Annotated in this window: 20 protein-coding genes; 5 read left to right on the forward strand and 15 right to left on the reverse strand. The window is 71.1% G+C overall.

The genetic code is table 11. The annotated features are described in order from the left end of the window. The first annotated feature begins 72 nt into the window (after positions 1 to 72). A complete protein-coding gene (locus ABD987_RS28835; RefSeq protein ID WP_345400657.1) occupies positions 73 to 1,776 on the forward strand; it encodes a hypothetical protein in 1,704 nt (567 codons plus the stop codon). Here the strand turns inward: ABD987_RS28835 and ABD987_RS28840 are convergent. From ABD987_RS28840 to ABD987_RS28895, 12 genes are all read right to left on the reverse strand, one after another. Next, positions 1,773 to 3,716 carry a hypothetical protein gene (locus tag ABD987_RS28840; RefSeq protein ID WP_345400660.1) on the reverse strand — a complete coding sequence of 648 codons (1,944 nt, stop codon included), beginning with the start codon at positions 3,714 to 3,716 and terminating at the stop codon, positions 1,773 to 1,775. The genes ABD987_RS28835 and ABD987_RS28840 overlap by 4 nt on opposite strands. Positions 3,717 to 3,779: 63 nt before the next feature. Then, entirely contained in the window at positions 3,780 to 4,832 is a 1,053-nt protein-coding gene (locus ABD987_RS28845) for a glycosyltransferase (RefSeq protein WP_345400663.1), read from the reverse strand. 61 nt (positions 4,833 to 4,893) lie between these two features. Beyond that, the gene (locus tag ABD987_RS28850; protein ID WP_345400666.1) at positions 4,894 to 5,883 is read right to left on the reverse strand and encodes a helix-turn-helix transcriptional regulator; all 990 of its coding nucleotides are present in this window, start codon (positions 5,881 to 5,883) and stop codon (positions 4,894 to 4,896) included. A 226-nt stretch (positions 5,884 to 6,109) separates the two neighbouring features. After that, on the reverse strand, positions 6,110 to 7,108 hold the full coding sequence (locus ABD987_RS28855; protein ID WP_345400673.1) for a helix-turn-helix transcriptional regulator: 999 nt from the start codon (positions 7,106 to 7,108) through the stop codon (positions 6,110 to 6,112). A 39-nt stretch (positions 7,109 to 7,147) separates the two neighbouring features. Further along, on the reverse strand, positions 7,148 to 8,488 hold the full coding sequence (locus ABD987_RS28860) for an FAD/NAD(P)-binding protein (RefSeq protein WP_345400676.1): 1,341 nt from the start codon (positions 8,486 to 8,488) through the stop codon (positions 7,148 to 7,150). After that, entirely contained in the window at positions 8,485 to 8,949 is a 465-nt protein-coding gene (locus ABD987_RS28865) for an SRPBCC family protein (protein WP_345400679.1), read from the reverse strand. The genes ABD987_RS28860 and ABD987_RS28865 overlap by 4 nt, the downstream gene beginning before the upstream one ends. 18 nt (positions 8,950 to 8,967) lie before the next feature. After that, on the reverse strand, positions 8,968 to 9,747 hold the full coding sequence (locus tag ABD987_RS28870) for an SDR family oxidoreductase (protein ID WP_345400682.1): 780 nt from the start codon (positions 9,745 to 9,747) through the stop codon (positions 8,968 to 8,970). Then, entirely contained in the window at positions 9,747 to 10,892 is a 1,146-nt protein-coding gene (locus ABD987_RS28875; protein ID WP_345400685.1) for a sulfotransferase family protein, read from the reverse strand. Before ABD987_RS28875 ends, ABD987_RS28870 begins: the two co-directional genes overlap by 1 nt. Further along, positions 10,889 to 11,968: a DUF1214 domain-containing protein gene (locus tag ABD987_RS28880; protein ID WP_345400688.1), complete on the reverse strand. Its 1,080-nt coding sequence runs from the start codon at positions 11,966 to 11,968 to the stop codon at positions 10,889 to 10,891. Before ABD987_RS28880 ends, ABD987_RS28875 begins: the two co-directional genes overlap by 4 nt. Positions 11,969 to 12,021: 53 nt before the next feature. Next, entirely contained in the window at positions 12,022 to 13,914 is a 1,893-nt protein-coding gene (gene cysN / locus ABD987_RS28885) for a sulfate adenylyltransferase subunit CysN (protein WP_345400691.1), read from the reverse strand. Then, complete coding sequence (gene cysD, locus ABD987_RS28890; RefSeq protein ID WP_345400694.1) at positions 13,914 to 14,813, reverse strand: sulfate adenylyltransferase subunit CysD; 900 nt, start codon at positions 14,811 to 14,813, stop codon at positions 13,914 to 13,916. The genes cysN and cysD overlap by 1 nt, the downstream gene beginning before the upstream one ends. Beyond that, complete coding sequence (locus ABD987_RS28895; protein WP_345400697.1) at positions 14,810 to 15,553, reverse strand: 3'(2'),5'-bisphosphate nucleotidase CysQ; 744 nt, start codon at positions 15,551 to 15,553, stop codon at positions 14,810 to 14,812. The genes cysD and ABD987_RS28895 overlap by 4 nt, the downstream gene beginning before the upstream one ends. A gap of 79 nt (positions 15,554 to 15,632) precedes the next feature. On the opposite strand from ABD987_RS28895, the gene ABD987_RS28900 reads away from it, so the two are divergent. Both ABD987_RS28900 and ABD987_RS28905 read left to right on the forward strand, forming a co-directional pair. Next, entirely contained in the window at positions 15,633 to 16,268 is a 636-nt protein-coding gene (locus ABD987_RS28900) for a TetR/AcrR family transcriptional regulator (RefSeq protein ID WP_345400700.1), read from the forward strand. Between the two features lie 118 nt (positions 16,269 to 16,386). Beyond that, entirely contained in the window at positions 16,387 to 17,877 is a 1,491-nt protein-coding gene (locus ABD987_RS28905; protein ID WP_345400703.1) for a right-handed parallel beta-helix repeat-containing protein, read from the forward strand. 22 nt (positions 17,878 to 17,899) lie between these two features. On the opposite strand, the gene ABD987_RS28910 is transcribed toward ABD987_RS28905, so the two are convergent. Together ABD987_RS28910 and ABD987_RS28915 are read right to left on the reverse strand one after the other, a co-directional pair. Next, positions 17,900 to 18,847: a GNAT family N-acetyltransferase gene (locus tag ABD987_RS28910; RefSeq protein ID WP_345400751.1), complete on the reverse strand. Its 948-nt coding sequence runs from the start codon at positions 18,845 to 18,847 to the stop codon at positions 17,900 to 17,902. Positions 18,848 to 18,908: 61 nt separating this feature from the next. Then, the gene (locus ABD987_RS28915) at positions 18,909 to 19,553 is read right to left on the reverse strand and encodes a GntR family transcriptional regulator (protein ID WP_345400754.1); all 645 of its coding nucleotides are present in this window, start codon (positions 19,551 to 19,553) and stop codon (positions 18,909 to 18,911) included. 142 nt (positions 19,554 to 19,695) lie between these two features. Here ABD987_RS28915 and ABD987_RS28920 point away from each other — a divergent pair, with 142 nt between their 5' ends. Further along, positions 19,696 to 20,226 carry an SRPBCC family protein gene (locus ABD987_RS28920; protein WP_345400706.1) on the forward strand — a complete coding sequence of 177 codons (531 nt, stop codon included), beginning with the start codon at positions 19,696 to 19,698 and terminating at the stop codon, positions 20,224 to 20,226. A 61-nt stretch (positions 20,227 to 20,287) separates the two neighbouring features. Further along, positions 20,288 to 21,343 carry an LLM class flavin-dependent oxidoreductase gene (locus tag ABD987_RS28925; RefSeq protein WP_345400709.1) on the forward strand — a complete coding sequence of 352 codons (1,056 nt, stop codon included), beginning with the start codon at positions 20,288 to 20,290 and terminating at the stop codon, positions 21,341 to 21,343. Here the strand turns inward: ABD987_RS28925 and ABD987_RS28930 are convergent. Beyond that, a complete protein-coding gene (locus ABD987_RS28930) occupies positions 21,288 to 21,881 on the reverse strand; it encodes a carboxymuconolactone decarboxylase family protein (RefSeq protein WP_345400712.1) in 594 nt (197 codons plus the stop codon). The two genes, ABD987_RS28925 and ABD987_RS28930, sit on opposite strands and share 56 nt — an antisense overlap. Positions 21,882 to 22,003: the final 122 nt, after the last annotated feature.

A 22,003-nucleotide genomic window follows, 5' to 3' on the forward strand; every position in this document is an offset into this window, starting at 1 on the left:
GGCACACCACCCGCGACCCGGATCGGCTACGGTCGGAGAACAACCGGACGAGCACAGAGGGACATACACAGAGTGAGCAGGGAGCCACACGCCGAGGTGCCCGTGGGCCGCGACGCCCGCCGGTGGACGAGCATCACGCCCGCCCGCACCGTCCTGCTGGTCGCACACAACGTGACCACCCTGACCCGGCTCCTCGACATCATCCCGGCGTTCGAGAACGACACCCGCGTCCAACTCGTCTTCACCCTGACCACCGGCGACCCCTTCCAGCACGGAATCACCACCGCACTCGAAAACACCGGCATCATCGTCATTCCCTGGCGCCAGGCGAAAACAACCACATTCGACCTCGTCATCACCGCCAGCCACCACGGAAAACTCGGCAAACTCTCCCACCCCCAAGCAATTCTTTCCCACGGAATCGGATACACTAAGTACTCGCCCAGGAGCCAGGAGCCAGGAGCCAGGAGCCAGGAGCCAGGAGCCAGGAGCCAGGAGCCAGGAGCCAGGAGCCACTTCGGTATCGGCCCCGAATGGACCCTGCGCAACGGAAAACCGGTCGCGGCGGCCCTGGTTCTCTCTCACCCCAGCCAGCTCCGCCAACTCGCCGACGCGGCACCCGCCGCCCTTCCCAGCGCGACCATCGGCGGCGACCCCTGCTATGACCGGCTCCTGGCGAGCGTTCCCTTCCGCGAGCGCTACCGATCAGCGCTCGGCACCCGCGACCGGCGGCTGGTCCTGCTGTCCTCGACCTGGTCGGACACCGGACTGCTCGGCACCCGCCCCGCACTCCTGAGAGAACTCGCCGCCGAACTACCCCGGGACGCCTGGCAACTCGCCATCGCCCCGCACCCGAACACCTGGCACGGCCACGGCCCCGGACAGCTCACCCGATGGCACGCCGACTGCCAGCGCGCCGGAGTGCTGTTCCTGCCGGAGTTCGACGGCTGGCGCGCCGGGCTGCTCGCCGCGGACGTCATCGTCGGCGACCACGGCTCGGTCACCGGCTACGCGGCCGCCCTCGGCAGACCGACCGTGCTGGGCGCGTTCGACGACGTCCCGCCCGGAACCCCGATCACGATGCTCGGCTCGGCGGCACCCCGGCTTCCCGCACGAGGACCGTACGCACCGCACCTCGCCGCCGCGATCGACGCGCACCGGCCGGACCACTTCACGGCCGTGCGGGATCTGGTGTCCGCACTGCCAGGGCGGTCGCTCGCGACGCTGCGCGCACTGTTCTACCGCCTGCTCAGGCTGGACGAACCCGCCGCGGAGGTCGCGGTCGAGGTCGTGCCCCCGTACCGCCCCGATCCCGCCGGGACGCCGCCGTTCGCCGACCTGGTCGAGGGAAGCGTCGAAGGAACCCTCGTCCGGCTGATCCGCCGTCCCGCGGAGGTCCAGCGCGCGGGCCTTGACGACCAGGAAACGCACCTCAGCTGTTCAGCGGACTATCCCGTCCGGTCCCTTGTGGACAATGCCGCGATCATCACCGCACTGGCGGCCGACGCCGGACACAACGTCCGCGGATGGCACGAAACCATTCTCGCCCGGCACCCGGCCTGCGTACTCACCGCGGTCCTCCGCGAGAAGAGCAGCCAGGTGCTCGTCCGCGAGGGTCCGGCCATCACCTTGACCGCACCGGGCGCGCCGCCGGAGGCGCTGGCCTCGATCCTGTATGCCTGGCGCGCGGAGGGGCTTTCGTGGTCGGCCCTGCCGTCTGCCCTGTCGGTCGAACTCGGTGGCACGACACATCGGGTCGCCATCGAAGTGTCCTAATCGGACTCCGGTTCTTCCGCCAGCTTTTCAACCCTGGCCCGGAGTTCTCCGGCTTCCTCTTGCCGTCCTTCGGCTTCGGCGAGAGCGGCGAGCTTGCCGAGCACCCGGCTCGCCTCCTTCCGCATCGCGAAGGCGAGGAACACTTCCAGGGCGGCGCTCCAGAGCGTCCGGGCTTCGGCCTTGGTGCCCTGCGCGGAAGCGATGACCCCCAGCAGCTCGTCGCACAACGCGGCGTTCTGCTCGTCCTTCTCGCTCGCCGCGAAGAACGCCCGAGCCCGCCGCAGCCCCGGCAGCGCTTCATCGTGGAGCCCCATCTTGAGCTTCGTGCGGCCGACGTGCATGTCCAGCAGCGCTAACGCCCGAACCTGCCGTGCGGGACTACTCATCAGAGGAACAGCGGCGCGAGCCTTGTCGAACAGGTCCAGTGCCTGCGGGTACCGGCCCCGCCCTTCCTCGGAAAACCCATGCCAGGCATAGGCACTCTCGGTTCCTTCCGGGTGTCCTGCCTCGGCCGCCTGCCGCGCGTAGTGCTCGACCTGGTCGTACTCCTCCAGTTTTTCGTGCAGCTGAGCCAGATCGCGGTAGACCTGCCAACGCGCCGCCGGAGTGTTCGCGAATCCCTCCGCCCGTCGATAGGCGTCGATCACCCCGGCGCACCGCGCGGACTGGTAGGCGAAGGAACACATCGCCGCAGGGAAGGTCAGCGCCAAGATCTCCTCGCCGAGTTCGGCGGACCGGCGGGCCGCCGCGAGCAGATTCGGCCATTCCACGCCGAATTCCGCCGCCGCCCGGCGCGCACCGCCCGCTTCGGGGAACGCCTCGCCGACGATCTCGTAGACGTCGCCGGTGCCGTGTGGGAAGGGCCGGGGCAGGAAGGATTTGTCCAGTGCGACGGCGCGGCGTGCGTACCATCGGTCGGCGCGACGGATCGCGGCCTCTCCCTCGTCGTCCCGGACTTTCCCCTCGGCGTGTTCCCGGACCAGCAGGTGAAACCGGTAGCGCCCCGCGCCGAGGTCCTCCAGCACGTTCGCCCGCACCAACTCGGCGAGCACCCTCGTGGTGATGCGGCTGCTCACGTCCAGGACGGCCCCCGCAGCCGCGACGCCGAAGTGCGGCCCCGGCAGCAGGCTCAACAGCCGGTAGGCCCGCTGGAGCGCTGGCTCGAAGTCGCGGTACACCGCGTCGAACACACGCTTCACCACGTACTCACCGTCGACCTCCAGCTCGTCGAGCGCGCCGAGGGTGAGCCGGTCGGCGAAGCCCTCCACGTCGCCCCCGTTGCTGAGTCTCCGCACGCTGGCCCCGAGTGCCAGCGGAAGTCCGGCGCAGGCGGCACAGACCTTGGTGACGACTTCCTCCGGCAGGTCACCAACGGTCGCGGTGACCAGTTCGCGCGAGGTCTTGAGGTCGAATCGTTTCAGACCGATGTGGGTGAATCGCCGAGGACCTTCGAGCGTCTGGATACGGGGGCGGCTGGTAACGATCACCGCGGAGCCCGCCAGGCTGCCAAGCAGCGGCTCGACCTGACTGGCCAGCCGGACGTCGTCGAGCACGATCAGCACCCGTGCTCCGGCGATCCTGTTACGCAGTAAGGAGATCCGGTCCGCGGCAACCGCCGGGACCCTCTCCGAGGGCATGCCGAGCTGGACCAGCAGCTGCCGCGCCAGTTCGTCGGCGGGGCACGCCTCGGCCAGTGCCGCCGATCCCTGTGCGTCACAGAACAGCGCACCACCGGGAAAGTGGTCGAGGAGGCGATACGCCGTGCTCAGCGCGAACACCGTCTTGCCGACGCCCTCGGGACCGGAGACCGCCAGCAGCAGTGCCTCCTGCTCACCCAGGCCGGCACGCAGCCGTTTGACCAGCTCCCGTTCGATGTCCCGGTCGTAGCACCACGGCTCCAGCGGCAGTATGTTCGGCGCGTTCAGTCGATCGGTGACCACGATTCCCCTCCAACGTCGCAAGCCTGTCCGACCCTATCGCGTTCCGCGCGCAGCGTGAGGGGATCAGCACTTCGTGTTGGCCTCCGCCAGCCGCACGAGTTCCTCGGCCGCGGCGCCCGCCGCCAGCACCGCGCGTGCCCGTTCCCGCAAGCCGCTCAGGCGGGCCCGCACCGTGTGTTCGTCCGCGAGGCGCTCGGCCGTCGCGCGCAGGTCCGTCCACCGGCGCAGCCTGCGGCCCACCCCGAGTTCGACGATCCGGGACGCGGTGCGGCGCTGTTCCCCGATCCGGGGACGCACCAGCATCGGCACCCCGCAGGTGATGGCCTCCAGCACGGAGTTCATCCCACCGTGGGTGACCAGGACCTCGGCGTGCCGCAGCACCTCCAGCTGCGGTATCCACGGGTGCGCGACGACGTTCCCCGGCAGCGGGCCCAGGTCCGCGACCGGCACGCGGCCGGTCGCCAGCACGAGGGTCCACTCGGTCCCGGCGAAGGCGCCGATCAGCCGCTTCAGCTCCGCCGCCCCGGGAGTGAAGACGGTGCCCGGTGACGCCACCACGACGCGCCCCGCCCGGATCCGGTCCCACGGCAGACCGGGATCCGGCGTGGTCATCGCGCCCACCAGCGGGCCGACGAACCTGACCCGCCGGTCGCGACGGCCCCGCCGGGCACGCAGCTGGGGCAGGCCGTTGACGAGCACGGGCAGATGCCCGCGCGCCGTGCGGCCCGCCGTGGTCCACAGCCACGCCGCCGGGGTGCCGCCGGGCAGGGGCAGGCCGCGGAGCCAGGCGGTGTGCGGGTCGATCACCACGAGCGACGGGCGGCGTTCGGCGACCAGGCGCCGCGACGTCTCCGCGGTGGCCGTGGCCAGCGCTCGCCGACCCCGGCGGAGCCGGGCGCGTTCCCCCACGGCGCCGGGTCCTTTCCCGGCGGGCACGCGCACGTCGTGGACGACGTCCGGCACGACGGGAACGGCCCCGGCCGCCCGGACGTGGGCGGCGAACGGCGCGGGCACGACCATCCGCACCCGGACCCCGCGCGTCACCAGCGCGGAGGCGGCGGCGAGCATCGGCGCGACATGACCGCGGGCCGCGTACGGCACGAAAACGATCTCCACCGCATCCCTCCCCGAGTTCCCGAGCGTACTGCCGCGCGGCGGACCTCGCCCCGGGGAAACCTCAGCGGCCGTCGCGCAGCAGGCTCTGCTGGGGCGTGCGGCCGTAGACACCGCGGTAGTACCGCGCGAAACGACCGGGGTGGAAGAACCCCCACCGGGCGGCGATGTCGGTGACCGTGCCGGTGGTGGGCTCGGTGGCCAGGAGTTCCCGGTGGGCGTGCTCCAGCCGGGCCCGCCGCAGGTAGCGCATGGGCGTGGTGTCGAGGTGGCGGCGGAAGGCGTGCTGGACGGCGCGGATGGTGACGTGGGCCGCGGTGGCGATGTCGGCCACGCTGATGTCCCGGTGCGCGTTGTCGTCGATGAAGGCGACGGCCTGGCGCAGGGTGTGCGGATGCGCGTCGTGCCGTTCTTCGATGGTGGGATCGGAATCCGCGGTGTTCGGGAAGACGCTCAGGAACGTCGCGGCCAGCAGCCGCCCGGTGGCGCCGACCACGAGCGGCTCGTTCATCGACCGCGGCCGGTCGCGGAGCGCGCCGGTGAGGTAGTCGAGGGTGGCGCCCAGCTGCCGGGCCGCGACCGGATCTCCTGGCAGCGGGTCGGTGAAGCGGATCGGCGTGTTCCGCTGGTTCCCCGCGCCCGCGGCGACCTGGTCCAGCAGCGGGAAGACCATGGTGACGGCCTCGATGTCGCCGTCGCCCCAGCCGATCTGGTACCCGGGCCCGTGTTCGGCCCGGGAGACGAGAATGGCTTCACCGGAGCCGACGCGGTGCTCGACGTCGCCGCACCGGTAACCGAGCACCGTGCCGCGCGGGCGGATCAGTCCCAGCACCGGGAGCGACTCCTCCACCGCGTAGGTCATCCGGACGTCCTGTCCCACCACGTCGACGGCGAACGCGTCGGAGGCCGCCCTGGAGAACCGGCAGCGGTAGCCGTCCCCGCTGCTGCGCAGCCGGATCTCGCTGCCGTAGGCACCGCTCAGGTACTCGCCCGCGTGATCGCAGTCGCCGGTCTCGAACGAAACGTCCGGCTGCGGTGGCAGCGAGGTGGCCATGGTGAGCCTCCTGGGCCTGGCATGGGTTCTGCGACACGGGTCCGAGCGCCGATCCGGCCCGAAGTGTGCTCCTCCCGGCGGGAAAAAGGAGGAGAGCGTGCGGGAGCGCCACGCGGTTGGAGCAGAGAATCACGGCGAATTCGCCCGATCGGGCGGTACGAATTGCGTTATCCGGCTTGCGCGGGCGATCGGCGGCCTTTTCTTTCGCCGCGCGGCGAAAAAAACGTCATGGAGTGTCCCGCAGCAGGGTCCGATGCGGTGAGCACCCGTAGACGCGACCGTAGTGAGCGGCGAACCGGCCGGGATGCGGGAAACCCCACCGGCGCCCGACCGCCGACACGCTGTCGCCGGCCGCCGGGTCGGCGGCGAGCAGGTCCCGGTGCGCGTAGTCCAGCCGCACCCGGCGCAGGTGCCGGAGCGGGGTGGTGGCGCGGTGCCGCCGGAACGCGTGCTGCAGCGCCCTCGGGCCGACCCGCGCGGCGTCCGCGATCCCGGACAGCGTGAGCGGCTGGTCGGCGTGCGCCTCGATGAAGGCGATCGCCCGGCGCAGCGCGGCGGGCCCCGCCGTGCCGGGCGAAGGCAGGTGCTCGGCGGTCATGGTGGTGTTGGGGAACGTGCCGAGCGCGACGGTGGCGAGCAGGTTCGCCAGCTCGGCGTACACCAGCGGGTCCCGCCCCGGCCCGTCCGGCGCGGACAGCTGCCCGCGCGCGAACTCGACGGCGGATCGCCAGTAGTCCCGCATGCCGGTGTTCACCGGGCCCATGCCCAGGAACTGGACCCGCCCGTGCCCGCTCTCCTCGGCCGCGACCCGCCGCACCGTCCCGGCGGGCAGGCGCAGGCCGGACCACTCGGCGTCACGCAGGGTGTAGACGCCCGCGTCCCGGTTCGAGTGGGTGAAGACCAGCCCGGCGCGCCCCCGCAGTTCCTCACGCCGGGTGCTCCCACCCCATCGGCCGCCGGTCAGGAAGCCGAACACGAAGTCCCGGAACGGATCGGCGTCCAGCGACAACCCGCCCTCGACACGCCACTGGTCCAGCCACAGCTCGCCGATCACCTCGCGGGTCACCCGCAGCGTGAACGCGCCGGTGGCGCCCCGATGCACCCGGCACCGCACCCGCAACTCGCCGAGCAGCGCCTGCGCGACCTCGGCGTCCGAGGTCGCGAAGCCGGTCCGCTCGACCGGCACCGGGTCGCGCGCGAGGGCGAGACCGCTCGCCGGGGTCATCCGACGATGGTAGCGCCGAATCGCGTGGCACGGGACCGCTCAGGCGGTCACGGCCGCCGGCACGGCCACGTGCGCCAGTACCGCGGCGGCGAGGGTTCCCGCCTGGTCCCGGATCTCCGGGATGGCGGTGGACTCCCAGAGCCCGCCGACCCTCGGCGCGCCCAGTGTCCACAAAGGAGCGTGCGGGCCGGTGCGGGCGAGCACGCGCCCGTCGGCGGCGGTGTCGATGCCCAGCCCGTGCGGGCCGGGCATCGCGAGCCCGTCCTCGAACAGCCCCGGCACCAGCCGCCCGCCCGATCGCGGGTCCGGGTTCGGGCCGGTGCAGTTGACGACGAGGCCGGCCCGCAGCACCCGGCCGCCGGACAGCTCGACACACAGCCCGGCACGGTCCTCCACCGCGCCCGTGACCTCGCCGGTGTACAGGCGCAGACGGCCGTCCCGCCGGATACGCCGGAGCCTGTCCGCGACCGCGGGCGGCATCCGGTGCCGCAGGACGTTCCAGTACCGCGCCTTCTCGTCGAGGAAGCGGCGCTGCTCGGCCGGGGAAAGACCGCGCCAGATCTCCGGGACGACCGGGCGCAGCCGGTCCACCGCCGCGCGCCAGCCCCGGCCCGCCGACACCGCGCGCCACACCTCGTCGAGGTCGAGACCGGACAGGTCCGGTGCCGCCGCGGGCGTACCCGGCCGCAGCGCGTGCACGCGGGGCAGCAGCCCGGTGCGGGACACCGCGTACATTGTCCGATGTGGACGGTCGAGCTGGACGGCGAGGTCGGTCATGGTCAGCCCGGTCCCGACGAACAGCACGTCCTCGTCCCCGGGTGCCGTCAGGCCGCGTGCCCAGGGATCGGCGACGAACCGGGGCGATTCCCGGAGCGCGCGCGGCGCCCAGCCGGTGTCCGGGGCGCCCGCCCCGACCGCGAGCACCGCCGCCGACGCGGTGAACTGCGAACCGGACGCCAGTTCCAGCGTCACGCCGGGCCCGGACCGCGTCAGCCGGACGACCCGTTCGCGCACGTAGTCCAGATGCGCGCCGCCGCGCCGGGCCGTGACGTCGAGCAGCGCGCCGAGGTAGTCACCGAAGAGACGACGCGGCAGGAACTCCTCCGGACCTACCGGCCGCCCCAGGGTTTCCCCGCACCAGCGCGCGAAACCGCCGGGATCGGCGGGGTCCGCGCCGAGCTTGCCCGCGGGCGTGTTGAGCAGGTGTGCCGGCTCGTGCGTCCGGAAGGCCGTCCCGTGCCCGATCTCCCCGGCCGGGTCGACCAGGACCGGGTCGATCCGCCGCCCGGTCCGCGTGGCGACGGCCAGCAGCCGGAGCGCGGTCAGTACCCCGGCCGCACCCGCGCCGACGATCGCGACGGTCGATTCCGCGGTCCTCATTTCCCCTCGGCCGCCCAGAGCTCTTCGGCACGCTTCTTCAGCGCGCGGGCGACGTCGTCGAACCCGGCCTTGACCCACGCGCCGGTCCGCTCCAGCACCGTCCGCGCGTACCGGCCGTTGAAGCTGTCCGTGGTGCGGTAGCTGCACCGCCCCGGTCCGAGCGGTTCGACCCACTGGTCACGGAAGGCGAAGATGCCGGGCAGTTCGTCGCCGGTGTCGTAACGCAGGTGACGCGGCGGGTCGACGACGCGAAGGTACTCGCGGTTGACGAAGGTGTCCCCCGAACCGTCCATGGTGGGCAGGGTCAGGTCGATCGGATCCCCGATCTTCAGGGTGGTGCTCACCTCCACCGTGTAAGGATTCCACTCGGGGTAACGGGGATAGTCGACCAGTACCGCCCAGACGAACTCCGCGGGCGCCTCGATCTCGACCGTGATGGACTCGACAACGTTCTCACTCATGCGATCGACTCGCTTCGCTCATGAGGGCATGTACTCCCCGCCGTTGACATCCAGCGTCGCGCCGGTGATCTCGCTGGCGTAGCGGGAAAGCAGGAACAGCACGGCACCGGCACACGCCTCGTCCGGCGGGATCCGGCCGAGCGGGTTGCGCGCCGCGATCTCGTCGTAGACCTCCTGCTCCGCAATCCCGCGCTGCTCGCCGGTCATCCGCAGGAAGTAGCGGACACCGGGCCCGTCGAGCCAGCCCAGCACCGCCTGGTTGGCCCGGATGCCGTGCTCGCCGAGTTCCACCGCGAGGGAGCGGGTCGCCGAGCCCATCGCCGCCTTCGCCAGCGCGTACCCGCCGTCGCCCAGCATCGGCTTGCGCGTGGCCATCGTGCCGATGTTGACGATCGAGCCCCGGCCCGCCGCCTTCATGTGCGGGACCACCGCGCGGGTCACGTTGAGCGCGCCGAACAGGATGATGTCCATCGACCGGCGGAGCGCCTTCTCCGGGGCGTCGAGCAGCGCGGCGAAACCGGGATGCCCGAACGCCGAGTTGACCAGCCCGGTGATCGGGCCGAACCGCTCGACCGCCGCGTCCACCAGCCTGCTGACCTCCTCGGGCTTGCGGACGTCGCAGGACAGCCCGAACGCCTCCCCGCCCGCGGCGGTGATCTTCGCCGTTTCCTGCTCCATCACCTCGGTGGACCGGGCCGCCATGACGACCTTCGCCCCTTCCGCCGCGGCGCGCGCGGCCAGTTTGGCGCCGAGGCCGGGGCCCACCCCGGTGATCAGCACGACCTCACCGTCGAGCATCACAGGTACTCCTCCAGATAAGCCGCGAAGTCGCGGTCGAGTTGCCCGGCCGAAAGCCCGAATTCCTCCGCCGTGTAGGAATGCGCGGCCTTCCGTTCCGCGCGGTCACGCTCCACATAGGACAGGAAGGCGGCGTCGTCGGCCTCGTCGGCGGTCAGGCCCAGCTCGCCGAGTACCCGGCGGGCCTGGGTGACCGGCTCGGTCAGCATCGCGTCGAACCGCACGTCCACGAACCGCTCCGGCCGCTTCGCGCGCACCGCGGAGAACTCGCGCAGGGTGGCGGCGAACCGGTCGCTCCAGTACCGGCCGACCGCGACCGGGTCGGTTTTTTCGCTGTACTGCGCCGACATCGTGCACACCATCGAGGCGTAGGACGGGACCGCGCGTGCCGGGGAGCGGTGCGTCATCACGATCTTGCAGCCCTCGAAGGTGTCCAGCACGGTGTCCACCGCGGTCAGGTGATGCGGCGACTTCAGCACCCACTTCCGGCCCGCCCGCGCCGGATCCTGCCACTGCAGGACCTGGAGCCACTGGTACAGCTCCGCGTACGCCCTGGTCTGGTCCGCGGCGCGCAGCCAGTCGCCGTAGCCGGGCACCCAGTAGAACGAGTCGAAGCTCATCGACACGAACGAGCGATCGACCAGGATCACGTCCTCTTCCGGCGCGTCCCACGCGATGGTGTGGATGTCCCCGAAATCCGGGGACAGCTCCAGGAACGCCTTCGCGCGTTCCTCGGCACGGCGCTTGCGCTCGGGGGCCCCTGCCCCTTCGCCAGGGAACGGGAGCGGGTAGGAGGTTTCCCAGGACAGCGTGGAAGTCAGCTTCGGCGAGGCGGCCAGCAACCGGTACAGCAGGGTCGAGCCGGTCCGCGGCAGTCCGCAGATCTCGGCCGCCACCACCGGTTCGACGTCGAGGATCGCCGGGTGCTCGCGGTGCAGCGCGCGCAGCCGGAGCCGGTCGGCCAGCAGCGCGGTCAGCCGCCGCCGGGTCATCGCGAGCCCGATCTCCGAAAGCCGCGCCTCGTCGTTGAGCGCGGTCACGAGCACTCCGAGCGGTTCGAGGAACCAGTCGTCGCCGAACTCGGTCAGCCCGGTCTTGTCCCGCGCCGTGCCCAGCAACTCGTCGACGCGCAGTGGCGCGCTCATCGATTCTCCTTACGCGTCAAAGAATCCAACGGAACGACTCGGCAGCGCGGGATCGGGTGCTCCTTCGCGCCGAGCCAGCGCAGCAGCGCGGTACCGGTGGCGTGCCCGCAGGTGTCGATCCAGTTGGCGACGCCGGGGTCGCGCCCGGCCACCACGATGGTGACGCCGCCGTCCTCGTCCGGGACGGCGGTGTGCTTGTTGACCGTGATCCGGCGGCGCTGGTCCAGCGACTCCATCCACCAGTTGTCCAGCTGGAAGTTCCAATAGGGACAGTCCGGGACCTCGGTCTCGATCACCCACGCCTCGTCCGGCGCCAGCGTCCAGTAGCCGTGCAGGTAGAAGATCTCCGGATCGCCACCGGCACGCTGGAAGAAGTCCTGGCCGAAGTCCGGTAGTTCGTTGAGGCGGGCCATGAACTTCTCGGTCCACCGCGCGAAGGTCTCGGCGGTGCCGTGCACCGACAGCGCGGCCCGCCCCAGCGCCTTGGCGAGGAACCCCGGGTCGAGCTCCGCCGGTTCGGCCGGCCCGCCGATCCGCTCGATCCGCCACTGTCCCGGTTCCTCGGCGGCCCGGTCGAGGTAGGTCTGGCGCACCACCAGCCCGGTGGAGTCGGCGGCCAGCGGCAGCCAGTTGCGGCCCTGCCGGGTCGCGCTGGCGATGATCTCGACGGTCCCGTCCGGCTCGGGGACGAGGTCGGCGCCGGTCAGTTCGCCGGTGGAGGCCATGGTGCCGTCCTTGGCGTACCGGTTGGCCTTCGACCCGATGCTGAAGTACGCGATCGTGCCGCGCCGCCCGGTGATCCGGTAGTCGCGGTCGCCGCGGATGTTCGCCGACAGGTACACGTTGTCCGGGTTGTCGGCCCCCATCTTCACCAGGTCGAGCTCGTGCAGCCGGGGAAAGTCCGGATCGGCGTTGTCCACGCAGGAGTAGAGCATCTCGCGGGTGAGCCTGCTCAGGTAGCGGAAGCCCTCCGCGCGGTCCAGCGGCGTGTCCGGCGCGGCGTCCCGCAGCACGGCCTGCCCGGACCGTTCCAGTGCCCGGCAGAACTCGGTCCAGGCCTCGGCGATCTCGGCCACGACACCTCCTAGAACACGTTCTAGCGATGACTGTACAGGAATCTGGACAACGTTCAATGGTCGTCGAGCACGCGCATTTCGCGCAGCTTGGCGAGCACCGCCGCGGCCGCGTCCCCGGCGCTCGTCGTCGTGGTGTCCAGGCGCAGCTCGGACTCCGCGGGCGGCTCGTACGGGCTGTCGATGCCGGTGAAGTCGGCCAGTTCGCCACGCCGCGCCTTGGCGTAGAGCCCCTTCGGGTCGCGCCGCTCGGCCACCTCCAGCGGGGTGTCGACGTACACCTCGCAGAACTCACCGGACTCCACCAGGCCACGGGCGAACGCGCGCTCGGCGCGGAACGGCGAGATGAACGACACCAGCACGATCAGCCCCGCGTCCACCATCAGCGCGGACACCTCGGCGATCCGGCGGATGTTCTCCACCCGGTCCGCGTCGCTGAATCCGAGGTCGGAGTTCAGGCCGTGCCGGACGTTGTCGCCGTCCAGCAGGAAGGTGCGCGCGCCGTCGGCGTGCAGCGCCTTTTCCACCAGGTCCGCGATCGTCGACTTGCCGGCGCCGGACAGCCCGGTGAACCACACCACGCAGGGCCGGTGCCCGTTGCGCGCGGCCCGCGCGCGCTTGTCCACGGTGACCGACTGCCACCGGACCTCGGCCGGCCGGCGCGTGGCGGAGTCGATCATGCCCGCGCCGACCGTCCGGTTGCTCAGCGGATCGAGCACGAGGAACGAGCCGAGATCGCGGCAGATCCGGTACGGCTCGTAGGCCACCGGACGGTCGATGTGCAGGTGCGTCACGCAGATCTCGTTGAGGCGCACCGTTTTCGCGGGCAGGTGTGCCTGGGTGTCCACGTCGATCCGGTACTTCGGGTGCTCGGCGGTGAACCCGGCCGTGCGGGCCCCGAACTTCGCCAGATACCGCCTGCCGGGCAGCATCTCCTGCTCGTCCAGCCAGACCAGATGTGCCTGGAAACCCTCCGCGACCTCGGCGGGCGCCTCGGCCGCGGCCAGCACACTGCCCCGGCTGACGTCCACCTCGTCGGCCAGCACCACGGTGACCGAGCTCCCGTCCGCGGCGTGCGCGCGGTCGCCGTCCATGGTCACGATTCGCTCCACAGTGGACTCCTGGCCGCCCGGCAGCACGCGGACGCGGTCCCCCGCGCCGAGGGTGCCGCGCACCATCCGGCCGGAGAACCCGCGGAAGCCCTCGTCCGGCCGGTTCACCCACTGCACGAGCAGCCGGGCCGGGCCGTCGGACGCGCCGTCGTCCACCTCCGCCGACTCCAGCCATTCCAGCAGTGTCGGCCCGTCGTACCACGGTGTCCGGTCGCTGCGGACGACCACGTTCGTCCCCTCCACCGCGGACACCGGGACACAGGTGACGTCGGTGATGCCGAGCCCGGCGGCGAAGGCGCGGTATTCCGCGCTGATCTCGTCGAACGTGTCGCGGGCGTAGCCGACGAGGTCGAGCTTGTTCACCGCGAGCACGAGGTGCCGGATGCCCAGCAGGGCGACCACGTTGGTGTGCCTGCGGGTCTGGGTGAGCAGGCCCTTGCGCGCGTCGAGCAGGATCACCGCGGCGTCCGCGGTGGACGCGCCGGTCACCATGTTGCGGGTGTACTGCTCGTGGCCGGGGGTGTCCGCGACGATGAACCGGCGGCGCTCGGTGGCGAAGAACCGGTACGCGACGTCGATGGTGATGCCCTGCTCCCGTTCCGCGGCGAGGCCGTCCACCAGCAGCGCGAAGTCCAGGTCGTCGCCACGGGTGCCGTGCCGTTTCGAGTCGGCGGTGAGCGCGTCCAGCTGGTCGCGGTAGAGCAGCCGCGACTCGTACAGCAGCCTGCCGATGAGCGTGCTCTTGCCGTCGTCGACGCTGCCGCAGGTGATGAACCGCAGCAGCCCGGTCCGGTCCACCTCGTCGTCGTCCCGTGTCTCGGCGATCGTCCGGGTCATCAGAAGTAGCCCTCCTGCTTCTTCCGCTCCATCGAGCCGGACTGGTCGCGGTCGATCACCCGTCCCTGCCGCTCGGACGTGGTGGCCGTCCGCATCTCGGCGAGGATCTCGTCCACGGTGGCCGCCTCGCTTTCCACCGCCCCGGTCAGCGGGTAGCAGCCGAGCGTGCGGAACCGGACGCTGCGCGGCGACGGCTTTTCCCCGTCCGCGAGCGGCATCCGGTCGTCGTCGACCATGATCAACGCGCCGTCACGCTCGACGACCGGGCGCTTCGCGGCGAAGTACAGCGGCACGATCGGGATCCGCTCCCGCCGGATGTAGCGCCAGACGTCGAGTTCGGTCCAGTTGGACAGCGGGAACACCCGGATGCTCTCGCCGGGCCCGATCCTTGTGTTGTACAGCCGCCACAGTTCCGGCCGCTGGTTCTTTGGTTCCCACCGGTGCTGGGCGGTGCGGAAGGAGAACACCCGTTCCTTGGCGCGGGAGGCCTCCTCGTCCCGCCGGGCGCCACCGAAGGCGAAGTCGAAGTGGTGCTTGTCCAGTGCCTGCCGCAGTCCCTGGGTCTTCCACAGGTCGGTGTGCGTGGCCGAGCCGTGGTCGAACGGGTTGATCCCGCGGGCGAGGCAGTCCGGGTTGCGGTGCACGATCAGGTCGAGGCCGAGACGTCGCGCGGTCTCGTCCCGGAAGGCGATCATCTCGCGGAACTTCCACGTGGTGTCCACATGCAACAGCGGGAACGGCGGCGGGCTCGGGTGGAAGGCCTTGCGCGCCAGGTGCAGCAGCACCGAGCTGTCCTTGCCGATCGAGTAGAGCAGCACCGGCCGCTCGCTTTCCGCGACCGCCTCGCGGAAGATGTCGATGCTGTCGGCCTCCAGCCGGTCGAGATGGCCCAGTGTCATGCCGCCCTCCCGTTCAGGTGTCCCAGCACCGTGTCCGCCAGTTCGGGGCGGCACACCAGCAGATCGGGCAGGTACGGATCGGGGCTGTTGTAGGCCAAAGCTCCGCCGTCCAGCCGCGAGGCGTGCAGCCCGGCGGCCATGGCCACCGCCACCGGCGCCGCGGAGTCCCACTCGTACTGGCCACCGCTGTGCAGGTAGAGGTCCGCCTCGCCGCGGACCACGGCCATCGTCTTCGCGCCCGCGCTGCCCATCGGCACCAGCTCGGCATCCATTGTGGACGCCAGGTGGCTCGCCGCCTCGGGAGGCCGCGTCCGGCTCACCGCGATCCGCACCCGGCCGGTACGCGCCGGCGGAGGGGGAACGGGCCCGTCGGTGGCGTAGGTGTGGCCGAGCGCGGGCAGCGCGACCGCGCCCGCGATCAGCTTCCCGGCCCGCCACAGGGCGACGTGCACCGCCCAGTCGGTGCGGTCCGGCTCGCCGAACTCCCGGGTGCCGTCCAGCGGGTCGACGATCCACACCCGCTCGGCGGACAGCCGGGCCGGATCGTCCGGGGCCTCTTCGGACAGCACCGCGTCCGCCGGCCGATGCGCGCGCAGCTCCCGGTCGAGCACCTCCTGCGCCCGCCGGTCCCCCGCCGCGCGCAGGGCGTCCCGGTCACGGACCGTGCGCCGCAGCTCCAGCAGCACCGTGCCCGCCGCGTCCGCGAGGCGGCGGGCCAGTGCCGAGTCCATCTCGTCCATGCGGCCACCATAACGCCAAAATGAACAACGTCCAATAGTCAAAATGAACATCGTCCAGCCGTGCGCTAGGCTGGGATCCATGGGGAAGACCGAGGCCACCGAGCCGGCGCCGACCGCCTGGGGTGACGCCGAGGGCAGGCGGCGCGACATCCTGGCCTCCGCCGAGAAGCTGATCGAGGAGGCCGGCTACAGCGCGTTGACCATGCGCGCGATCGCCGCCGGGGCCGGCGTCAGCTCCGGCACCGTGTACCAGTACTTCGGCGGCAAGGAGGACGTCTTCGTCGCGCTGACGGCCCGGCGCCTCGAGGACATCCAGGCCACACTGTCCGAAGTGGACGTGAAGATCGGTGTCGCGGGGGTGCTCCGCGAAATCCTGCCGCAGGTCGTCGAGCTGTGGCGCAGGCTCGGCCGGTCCGCTCCACAGTGGGAGGCCAAGGTGCTCGCGGGCGGGCGCCGGTCCAAGGGCGTCACGACCTCGGCGACGGTGTACCAGCACACTCTGACCGCGCTCGTGAAGACGCTGCGAGAGGCGGCGGAGGCACACGGCCAGGCCCTGATCGAGGATCCCGCCCTCGCGCACTGGGTGTGGGACGCGCTCATCGGGGTCGCGGACGATCTGCTCCTCGGCGGTTCCCGTCAGGACCGCATCCGGCCGGAACGGCTGATCGCCTTCGCCACCGAAGCGGTCGAGCGCAGCGTCGTGGCACCGAATTAGCTCACGTTCTATTGTTAACTGATCACCATTCAGACTCCGATTTCGACCACTCGAAAGCGCGAAACAAAACACTTCTGGATGAAGCCACTCTGACTCTTCGCTGCGTAGGTTCGGCGGCATGTCGCGCTTCGCTTTCGCGCTCGCCATTCTTCTGCTCAGCTCGCTGGTCACCCCGGCGCTCACGACCTCGTCCGCGCTCGCGGACGAAGGGTGGGCGGTCTGCGATCACCAGCCCGCCGCCGACCGGGAAGCGCCACCCGGCGCCGTCGTGATCGACCCGGCGGTGCCCGGCGATCTGACCATCCGCACGCGGGACTCCCCGCCAGGCACCACGTTCTGGCTGCCGCCGGGCACGCACACCCTGGCCGGTGACCAGTTCGGCCAGGTGATCCCGAAGGACGGCGACGTCTACCTCGGCGCGCCCGGCGCCGTGCTCGACGGACAGCGGCTCAACCGGGCCGCGTTCACCCAGCAGGCCAAGGACGTCGTCATCCGCGGCCTGGTCGTCCAGAACTTCGTCGCGCCACAGAACCAGGGTGTCGTCAACCACGATTCGGGCGAGCACTGGATCATCGAAAACACCACCGTGCAGCACAACACCGGCGCCGGGCTGATGGCCGGTGATCGCCAGGAGGTGCGGCACAGCTGTCTGCGGGACAACGGCCAATACGGCATGAACGCCTATCGCACGGGAAACGGGATCACCGGGCTGATCGTCGAAGGCAACGAGATCTCCGGCAACAACACCGACGACTGGGAAAAGCGCGCTCCCGGCTGCGGATGCAGCGGTGGCGTCAAGTTCTGGGTCGTGGACGGCGCCGACGTCCGCGGCAACTGGGTCCACCACAACCACGGCGCCGGGCTGTGGGCCGACACCAACAACAACGACTTCCTCGTCGAGAAGAACCTGATCGAGGACAACGACGCCGAAGCGCTGTTCTACGAAATCAGTTACAACCTGGTGTTCCGGGAGAACATCGTCCGCCGCAACACCCTGGTCGCCGGAAAGATCCGCGCCGACAAGGGTGACGCGTTCCCGGCGGGCACCGTGTACGTGTCCGAATCCGGTGGCGAACCCCGGGTGCCCGCGCGCACCGGCATCATCGACTTCCACGACAACGTGTTCGAGGACAACTGGGCCGGGATCACGTTGTGGGAGAACGCCGACCGTTTCTGTAACAGCCCCGCCAACACCTCCACCAACAGCTGCACGAAGCTCGTCACCGACCGCGCGCGGTGCGCGGCGCCGGACATCGCTTCCCCGCCGCTGCGCGACGACTGCCGCTGGAAGACACAACGGGTCGAGATCCACGACAACACGTTCAGCTTCGCCCCCGAACGGATCGGCTGTGTCACCGGCCGCTGCGGACGGATGGCGGTGCTGTCGAACTACGGCACCTATCCGCCGTGGTCGCCCTACAAGGGCACGACCGTGCAGCAGGCGATCACCCACGACCAGGAAAACTACTGGTTCAGCAACACCTATCGCGGGCCGTGGACGTTCGTCGCCGGGGACACCTCCAGGACGCTCACCGCGGAGCAGTGGCAGACCTCGCCGTACGACCAGGACAACTGCGCGTCGTTCGACGGCGTCAGCCCGCGCTGCTGACGCCGTCGAACCGGCGCGATGGTCAGTCCCACGTCATGGTGATCGCGCGTTCGAAGTTGACGTAACCGAGCCGGCGGAACGCGTTCGCCATCGGCGTGTTGCCGAGGTCCGTGGCCGCCCGGATGCGCGGAACATCCTGTGCGGCAAGGATTCTGGTGCCCTCGGCGAGGATTTCGTCGATATAGCCGTTGCCCCGGTGCTCGGGCAGGACGGCGAGGTAGCCGATGACGAAGTTGTAGTCGTTGCGGGCCGGGGTCACGAAACCCACCGGCTCGCCGTCCGGCAGCGTCGCGATCCGCCACCAGTCCCGCGGGCTCCGGTAGACCGCGAGTTCCTCTTCGAAGTGCCGGACCGCCGCCTCCCGGGCGGACATCCGGGTCAGGTCGTCCCTGCTGTGCGCGTCCAGCGTCCCCGCCAGCACGCGGGTCATCAGCGTGAGGATCTCCTCGGTGTCCCGGATCGGCCGGAACGCCAGGCGCCCGCCGGGCGCGGGAACCGGCGTTCCCGGACGCCATTCCAGGCGCAGCCGTTCGACGAACAGGGCGGCGCCGGTCCGTTCCAGAGCGGCCATGCGGTCTTCGACGGCTCGTCTGTTCTCCTCGCCCTCGCGCCAGTCGGGCGGCACGAAGCGGGTGTACTCGGGACGTCGGGCGCCCTCGGGGAGCACCTCGGCCAGCGCGGTCCGCAGCAGCCGCTCGCCGAGGCCCACCCGGTCGCCGACTTCGGCGGCGTCGTCGGCGAGGTCGAAGATGTCCAAAACGGACGGCGTCCGCTCCCCGGCCCGGCCCCACCAGGCGAGCCTGGCCAGCGGGCGGTCCCCGCGCAGGGCGACCCACATCCAGCCCGGCAGCCGGCGTCCGTCGGCGAGATCGTCCGCCAGCTCTTCGTTGAGGACGTAGGGAAAACGGTTGAAGAGGCCGAGTTCTTCGCGTCCGGTGATCGGGCGCAGGGTCAGGTCGTGCTGTTCCACGGTCAAGGGCACACCCCGGTCTATCCGATCATCGTCCCGGTCGCCAACCGGTTTTCCCTCCTCACCCGGGTTCGCCGCCGGTCAGCCCGGTCGCGGTCAGTGCGAGGTGCCCGGCCAGCGCCGCGGCCGCGGCGTCGGCGTCGCGGTCGAGCGCGGCACGCTCCAGCTCGCGGTGCTCACCGAGATGGTCCCGGCCGGGAGTGCGGCGCGCGGAAAGACGGCGGGCCAGCTCGCTCGCGGTCCACAGCCGGTCGAAGGTCTCCAGCAGCACCGGGTTTCCGCACCCTTCCAGGAGCGTGCGATGGAAGACCCGGTGCGCCTCGGACCACTCGGCGCCGTAGTACTCGCTCTCCTCCTGCTCGTACACCGGGGTCCGGACCAGGCGGTGATGAGCGGCCCGCACCCTGGCCTCCCAGTCGAGGTCGCCGCGTTCGACGGACATGCGCAGCACGACCGGTTCGATGGTCCGGCGGGCCTCGGCGATCTCCTGCCAGCGACGGTCGGAAAAGGCCGGAACGGCAAAGCCGCGGTTGGGCAGCCGATCGGCGAGTCCTTCGCCGACCACCCGAACGAGCGCCTCGCGCACGACGGCGAGGCTCACGCCCAGCTCCCTGGCGAGGTCCTGCGGTTTGAGGGCGGCGCCGGGGGCGTGCTCCCCGCGCAGGATCGCGTCCCGCAGGTGGACGTAGACCTGCTCGGAGAGCATCCGCTTGCCCGGCCAGGTGAGATCCGTCTGCGGCATCCCGGCAGCATAGACGATCCGGACGATAATCGATTATCTGTGCTATCGTCGATTCATCGGCCCGCCGACGAGCGGCCGACCCACGATCTCGAAAGGAACCAGCACGATGAGCGACACCGAGCCCTTCGCCCGCCTGCCCGACACACCGGCCTCCCCCGGCGAAGGCACCGAACGGATCGAGGTGTCCCGGCTCGTCCCCTTCCCGGCCGAGGCCGTCTTCGCGGTACTGACCGATCCGAAGGGCCACGTGGACATCGACGCGTCGGGCATGCTCCTGGACGCCGAGGGCGAGCCGGTGACCAAACCCGGTGACCGGTTCCTCGTCCACATGGACCGGGAAGCGCTCGGGGACGTCCCGCTCGGCAAGTACGACGTCGAGGTCGTCATCACCAAGCTTCTCCCCGACGCGGAGATCGCCTGGACGGTCGAGGGCAGGCTCCGGCCGCACGCCCGGCACGTCTACGGCTACCGCCTGGCGCCCGCCGACGGCGGCACCCTCGTCACCTCGTACTACGACTGGTCGGAGGTCGGCGAACACTGGCGATCACGCCTCGTCTTCCCGGTCGTCCCCGAATCCGCGCTCAGGGCCACCCTTGGCATCCTGGAGCGCACCGTCCGCCGCCGTGCCCGCGCCTGAGCCGTCGCCGGGTTCCCATTCGTCCAAGCACCGGGGCTCGCCGGTGCCCGACGATGACCTCATGAGTGATGAGAACGGAATCCGGATCGGCGCGTTCGTGTTCACCAGCCGGTACGAGGGGCAGACGGCGGACGAGGTGCTGGCGCGCGGGGTCGCCACCGCGCAGGCCGCGGAGGCGGCCGGTTTCGACGACGTATGGGTGACCGAGCACCACTTCGTGCCGTTCGGGGTCAACCCGTCCGCGCTGATCTTCGCCGGTTACCTGCTCGGCCGGACCGCCGCGGTGCGGGTCGGCACCGCGGTCACGGTGCTCCCGCTGCACTCCCCGGTGCACGTCGCCGAGCAGGCCGCGCTGCTGGATCACCTGTCCGGCGGCCGGTTCGACCTCGGCGTGGGGCGCGCGCAGCCGGTGGTCGACTACGAGGTGATCGGGCGCGGCGTCGAGTACTGGCGGCGTGGGCTTTCCGAAGCGCTGGACCTGACGCTGGCCGCGCTGGCCGGGCCGGTGTCGGCGGATTCGGACCTGTACCGCTTCCGCGAGGTCACCCCCGAGCCCGGTCCGGCGGCCGGGCGGCACACCCCGGTCTACGTCGCCGCGAACTCCCCCGCCTCGGTGGAGCTGGCCGCGGCCAGGGGGCTGCCGATGCTGCTGTTCTTCGACAAGGACCCCGCCACGAAGGCCGGGATGATCGCCGAACACGCCCGCCTCGCCGCGGCCGCGGGGCATCCCGCCAACGGCTACGCGCACGGGATGGCCCTGTTCACACACGTGGCCGACGACAGCGAGGAGGCGCGCCGGGTGATGCGCCGGGCGGCCGGGGAGTTCGTCCTGGCGAACGAGCGGTACCAGCCGCTGCTGGACGTGCCGCGCCGGGTCGACCCGGCCACCCCGCGCGAACGGATCGTCGACGGGCTGACCGAGTCCGCGCTGGCCACGCACCCGGTCGGTCCGCCCGAGGTCTGCGTCGAGCGGCTGGTCGGCCAGATCCGCGAGTCGGGCGCCCGCCGGGTGCTGTGCCAGGTGGAGGTCTCCGGGGAGCACGACAGCGTGCTGGCCAACGTCAAACGGCTGGGCGAGGAGGTGCTGCCCGAGGTGCGCCGCCGGCTGGCGGAGTGACCGCGTTACCGTAACCGGCGTAGTCGGGGTCCTCGACGAACCGCCGGGCCGCGGCCGCGAAGTACGGCTGGTCCGCGGTGATGCCGAGGCCCTCGACGAGCCGGTTCATGAAGTTGAACAGCGCGCACACCGAAACCGCGTCGTAGAGCGCCTTTTCGTCCCAGCCCGCGGCCAGCACCGCGTCCGCGTCGGCCTTGCTCAGCCGGGCCGGGGTGAGGGTGAGCGTGCGCAGGTAGCGCAGCAGCACCTTCCAGCGGTCCTCGACGGGCGCGGTGTCCAGGTCGGTGAGCAGCGCGGTCAGCCGCTCCTCCGGGAGGCCGAACGCCACCGCGGTGGCGCCGTGCACGCCATGGCAGTACCGGCAGGCGTTCAGCCCGGACACGTAGGCGGCGATCAGCTCGCGCTCGGCGAGGGTGAACACGGACGGGCCGCGCAGCACGATCCGGTGATAGTCGATCAGCGGCCCGACCGCTTCCGGGTAAGCCCGGAAAACGTCCGTCAGCACCGCATCCTCGGGCAGAGAAGGCAGATAGGACATCGATCTCCTTACACTCGACGCCAGGAACTCAGACGTGTGGCGAGGACTTGTGAGCGTTGTGGCCGGTTCTCGAGTTCCGGCGCCCGGGTGTGCTGAAGGACGCCATCGGTGCGCTCAGTGCA

The organism is Amycolatopsis samaneae, from assembly GCF_039541975.1.
Lineage (GTDB): Bacteria > Actinomycetota > Actinomycetes > Mycobacteriales > Pseudonocardiaceae > Amycolatopsis > Amycolatopsis samaneae.